5 protein-coding genes and 1 pseudogene are annotated in these 4,499 nt (G+C 66.6%); 3 read left to right on the top strand and 3 right to left on the bottom strand.

Features of this window, described 5'->3' with window-relative positions:
- Nucleotides 1-498, bottom strand: a pseudogene (locus B9S58_RS15855) (ISAzo13 family transposase); the annotation flags it as partial.
- An 89-nt stretch (nt 499-587) separates the two neighbouring features.
- Between B9S58_RS15855 and B9S58_RS38460 the strand changes: the two are divergent.
- Complete coding sequence (locus B9S58_RS38460) at nt 588-881, top strand: DUF6000 family protein (protein WP_219818893.1); 294 nt, start codon at nt 588-590, stop codon at nt 879-881.
- 385 nt (nt 882-1,266) lie between these two features.
- On the opposite strand, the gene B9S58_RS15840 is transcribed toward B9S58_RS38460, so the two are convergent.
- Nucleotides 1,267-2,403: a Fic family protein gene (locus tag B9S58_RS15840; RefSeq protein WP_103532755.1), complete on the bottom strand. Its 1,137-nt coding sequence runs from the start codon at nt 2,401-2,403 to the stop codon at nt 1,267-1,269.
- Nucleotides 2,404-2,985: 582 nt separating this feature from the next.
- Here B9S58_RS15840 and B9S58_RS15835 point away from each other — a divergent pair.
- A complete protein-coding gene (locus B9S58_RS15835) occupies nt 2,986-3,261 on the top strand; it encodes a hypothetical protein (protein WP_103532754.1) in 276 nt (91 codons plus the stop codon).
- A complete protein-coding gene (locus tag B9S58_RS15830; protein WP_103532753.1) occupies nt 3,258-3,665 on the top strand; it encodes a PIN domain-containing protein in 408 nt (135 codons plus the stop codon). Before B9S58_RS15835 ends, B9S58_RS15830 begins: the two co-directional genes overlap by 4 nt.
- An 88-nt stretch (nt 3,666-3,753) precedes the next feature.
- Here the strand turns inward: B9S58_RS15830 and B9S58_RS15825 are convergent.
- On the bottom strand, nt 3,754-4,499 hold a 746-nt coding region (locus B9S58_RS15825; protein ID WP_107494944.1), incomplete at its 5' end, for an IS630 family transposase.

Genomic DNA, 4,499 nt, shown 5'->3' with positions numbered 1-4,499 from the left:
CTGCCCGTCCCGGTCCGAGTGCTGGGCGCCTTCGACGGTCTTGGCATTGCCTTGGAGGCTGAACCCGTCCTCGCGCAACACGGCCGCCACCGTGTCCGCCGAGACCCGGTGGCCCTGCCGGGTCAGCTCGGCGGCCAGCTGCCGCGTCGACTTCACCGTCCACCGCAGCGGCGACATCGGATCGCCGCGCACGTCCGGCTCCACCAAGGCCAGCAGCGCGGGCCGCAGTCCCGGATCCAGGTCCACCGCCCGTTTGCGGCCCCCGCCCGCCCGGCGGACCCGCCCCAACAGCACCTCACCGGACTCCAGTTCAGCAACCCCGCGCGACACAGTCCCCTCACGCACCCCCGCCGCACGGGCCACGGCCCGGATGCCGCCATGCCCCAGCGACCGCGCTTCGGCCCCTATGGCCAGCCGACGCTGACGCTCGTCCAAGTGCGGAAACAGCGCCTGAAACTTCACCGCCAGGGCGGTCTCGATCCCCTCCGGTCTCCCCATACCACAACAACGAGGCTCGACCACGGAAGCGACGGCTTGTTTCCCGGCAGGCCCTAACTACCCGGCCTTGGGAGAACTTCAGCTTCGCCCTGGCCCGCTTCGGCACGCACGCGGACGCCGAGATCCTCACCGCCTACCTCGAACGCTACCTCCCCCGCACCGACCTCCGCTACGACCAGCCGTCCGCCCTCGGCGCCCTCCACCACCTCGACGCCCAACTCGGCACCCACCATGCCGACCGTTTCCCCCAGCCCGACGGCCTCTGGGAGCAGTGGGTCAATGCCCTGGTCCACCTCCACGACCACCCCGCTTACATCCCCGCCGAGCTTCGCCGCTGGACGGACCTCCAGTACGACTTCGCCAACGGCTGGACTCAGCCGTAGCCGCCCGACTGCGGCTACGGCTGAGGCGGGCCCCGCGCACTGGGCACGACGCCCGGCTCGTGCTAGGGAGTGTCTGACAATTGCCGCCTACCTCACGACGCCATGCACACACTCTCGCCGCACCGACCCCGGAGCCAAGTACGCCCAGTACGAGGGCCTGGGGCCGGCACGCCGAGAGCACGCACCTGACGCCGCGCGGCCGCCCTACGGGCGACGACGGGAATTATCAGACACCCCCCAGATCTGGCCGATCTGCTTCCGGGAGGACAACGAGGTCCAGCTCCGCCGACCATGGGCAGCTGAGCGAGCAACAAGTAGCGCGTGCCGCGAGTGCACCTACTCCGCACCGCCCATCGTGGCTGATTCGGCAGTTCGCGAGATGCTCTCAGCGCGTGTACGGATCAGCCAGCGACAGCGGCGTCCGGGCCGCTTCCAGAGCCGATCCCGGAAAGGCGGGTCCGGCGGTGTAGAAGCGGGCACGGGTGCGGCCGACCGGGGTCAGGACCTCGCCCGCGACCAGGTCCCGCAGGTCGCGTTGGGCCCGCTGCAGGCTCAGGTCCTCCGTTCGTTCATAGCGTGAACGACGCACCCGCCCGGACATCGCCACATCGTGCAGGGCGGAAACCACTCTCTCGTCCAGCCCCCGGCCCTCCGCGAACTCGCCCAGCAGGAGCCACACCCGACTCGAACGATCCAGGCGATGGCGTACGGTCTGCGCCTGCTGGTGGTACGCGGTGAGGTTGAAACGGATCCAATCGGAGACGTCCTGGTCGGGGTGGTAGGTAGCCTCCCGACGCTGCAACTCGCGGTAGTACTCCCAGGTATTGCCGGGGCGCCCCAGCCAAGCCTCGATCAAGGAGAACTCGGGGGCCAGTTCGCCCTGTCTCGCGATCATGAGCGTTTGAAGGGATCGGGACATACGGCCGTTGCCGTCCGCCCATGGATGGATGGCAACAAGGTGGAGATGCGCCATGGCGGCCCGCACCAGCGGGTGCGGGCCGTCGTCCGTGTTCAGCCATTCGACCAGTTCACCCGTCAACGCAGGAACCTCGACTGCGTCCGGTGCCGTATATGCCGCGATGCTGGGATCGCGGGCGTCTGTCACGTACACCGCTCCACGGCGCCACTGCCCGGCTGGCTTCCGCGGAGTGTGCCTGTGCCCCTGCAGCATCCAGTGGAGCGCGTTGAGCAGCTCCTTGCTGTACCGGAAGTCCGCGACGTCGTGCAGCGTCTGGATATAGGTCATCATCCGCTGATAAGCCAACGTCTCCTCACGATCCTCCTCGGAGACGTCGACATCCCGCTCGCCCTCCAGCAGGTCCTCGACGTCGACCGTGGACACTTTGAAACCCTCGATCGAGTTGGAGGCCGCCACCGCATCCGCAGTCAAGAACTTGCGCAGCCCTTCGGTCCACTTCGCCGGAGTGGACCGGACCTGGAGGCGCAACGAGCGACGAAGATCTTCGATCTCACCGAGAACGCGCTGATCCTCGGCGGTGAGAGCGGGCGTGGGGAAGAGCATGCCCCACCATAGATTGACGCAAACATTACGTCAATGCGTCAGCATCCATCGACAACTCGACGACGATCCTTCACCGGAACGACGAAGAGGACGAGCCCACAAGAAAGGCAGGGGCGGCAGCCTGCGCCTCAACGGCGGCACGGCTGGTGAGAGATGGGGTCAGACCGCAGCCATGGCGCCCATGAGCGTCGCGCGCCACGCGAACGGCGAGGCGACCGAACGAGCAACTACCATCAACCAGAACCCGGTGTTGCGGCGGCCGGTTGACTCCGGGCCGCTGCCGCGGTCCGAATGCACGACGCAGCCGGGCCAGGTCGAACCGTTCTGTGGACTGCCGCGGACAGCACGACGGCTTGACCCGCGTCCCCGCAGGTCAAGCCACCTCCATACATGCGATCAGACGTTGAAGCGGAACTCCACCACAACCGCCCCGACCTGCGGTTATGCGGGCACATCCCAGCACGGGATTCACTGCAAAGCACAAAAGATCCAGAAGCACCAAGACTACGCATCAACGCCGCCGGGATACAGGCCGCGCAGCACACCAAGCGCTGTAATAATTTCTGTACTAGACTTGCAGCCATGAAGCCACCCCGCCCCGGCGGCACGGAGAACATCTCGGTCTCGATGCCCGCGGAACTCCTCGGTGCTCTGCGCACACGTACCGGCAAGCGCGGCGTGTCCGCGTATGTGACGGCAGCGGTCCGTCATCAGCTCGCGATGGACGGCCTCGCCGAGATCGTGGCCGCCTACGAAGCCGAGCACGAGCCGCTTAGCGAAGCCGAAGTCCAGGCCGCGCAGAGCGAACTGTTCGGTGACGCACCGGCGCCCTACGCGTCGAACGACAGCGCCGCATGAAGGAGCCCGCGGCCAGGACCCTAGTCCTGGACTCCCAGGCACTGTCGCTGCTCCTGCGCAACGACCGTCAGATGGTGACCCGAATCGAGGCCGCTCGTCGCGTGGGCGTGCCCGTCCTCGTGTCGGCCCTGACGGTGGTGGAGGCCGTCTACGGGAAGACGGACGCCGCCCGACTGCGCTGGCTTCTCTCCCGCCTTCAAGTCCAGGACGCTACCCAGGCGGACAGTCTCACCGCGGTGCAGCTGCTGAGCGACGCCAGCGGCCTGCACGGCCACAAGTACGCCATCGACGCCCTCGTCGCCGCGATGGCGCTCCGCTCCCCGGCCCCCGTCCTCGTACTGACCTCGGACCGTGACGACTGGTCGAAACTGTGCGGCGACCGCGTACAGATCAAGGACGTCTGACCTCGGCGTTTACTCAGGTTGATTCCACCTGCTGATCAACTGCCGCTTCGTAGAAGGCGTCGGCTAGTGTCTCGTGATCCCGTTCATGTCAGTTCGAGTTGTTATTGACGAGTTTCTTCACGTTGGTCGCGACGAGTCGGACCTTCGCGAGGACCTCGCCGGCGGTCGCGGTCCAGGTGAACGGTTTGGCCGTTGTGTTCCAGGAGTTGATGTAGTCGCGGATCTGTTTGACCAGGACGTTGACGCTGGAGAAGGTGCCGCGGCGTATGGACTGCCGGGTCAGGATTCCGAACCAGATCTCGATCTGGTTCAGCCACGAGGAGCCGACGGGAGTGAAATGGAAGTGGACGTGTGGGTTCTTCGACAGCCATTCCTTGACCTCCGGGGTGGTGTGCGTCGAGAGGTTGTCCAGGACGACATGGATGTCCTTCCCGGCGTGCGGTTTCACCGCCTTCTTCAGGAAGGCCAGGAAGTCTTTGCCGTTCCGGGTCGGCTTGCACTCGCCGAGCACCTCGCCGGTGCTCACGTTCAGGGCGGCGAACAGGTTCGTGGTGCCGTGCCGGACGTAGCCGGCGGTGCGCTTCTCGCTCGCCGCGAAGGCGACCGGCAGTACCGGCTGGGTCCGGTCCAGCGCCTGGATCTGCGTCTTCTCGTCGATCGAGAGGACCACCGCGCCGCCCGGCGGGGCCAGATACAGGCCGATCACATCGGCCACCTTCTCCGCGAACGCGGGGTCTTTGGAAACCTTGAAAGTGCCGGACCGGTGCGGCTTCAGGCTCTCCTCCCGCCAGATGCGCGCGATGTAGTGCCAGGACACGGTGATGTTCTCGGTCC

Origin of the sequence: Streptomyces sp. SM11, assembly GCF_002910905.1 — a bacterium.
GTDB lineage: Bacteria > Actinomycetota > Actinomycetes > Streptomycetales > Streptomycetaceae > Streptomyces.
The sequence above is the reverse complement of the archived record's forward strand: the minus strand, read 5'-3'. Positions and strand labels throughout refer to the sequence as shown.